The organism is Streptomyces sp. URMC 124, from assembly GCF_051386455.1.
Classification (GTDB): Bacteria; Actinomycetota; Actinomycetes; order Streptomycetales; family Streptomycetaceae; genus Streptomyces.
The window spans coordinates 1-235 of the sequence record NZ_JBPQTS010000657.1; the positions used below are offsets into that span (position 1 = coordinate 1).

1 protein-coding gene is annotated in these 235 nt (G+C 52.3%); it reads right to left on the reverse strand.

Translation table 11 applies throughout. From position 1 onward, the window contains the following. Positions 1-8: 8 nt before the first annotated feature. On the reverse strand, positions 9-235 hold a 227-nt coding region (locus ACSNOG_RS34060), incomplete at its 5' end, for an FCD domain-containing protein (RefSeq protein ID WP_436756530.1).

The window sequence follows — 235 nt, forward strand, 5'->3', positions numbered from 1 at the left end:
CTCCCCTGCTATGCATGAATGTAATTGTTCTGTATGTTCTCCTTCACCCGGCTCAGATGGTTCAGCAAGGCGAGCTTTGCCTTCACCGGATCGCGTTCCTTAATCGCCTGTAAAATAAGCAGATGCTCCTCATAGACCTCGCTTTTGCGACCGGGGATCGCTTGGGTCTTGTTCAAGGTGCGCTGGAGCAGGTCCATGTGCAGCTCGATCATATTCACGAGCACGACGTTATGCG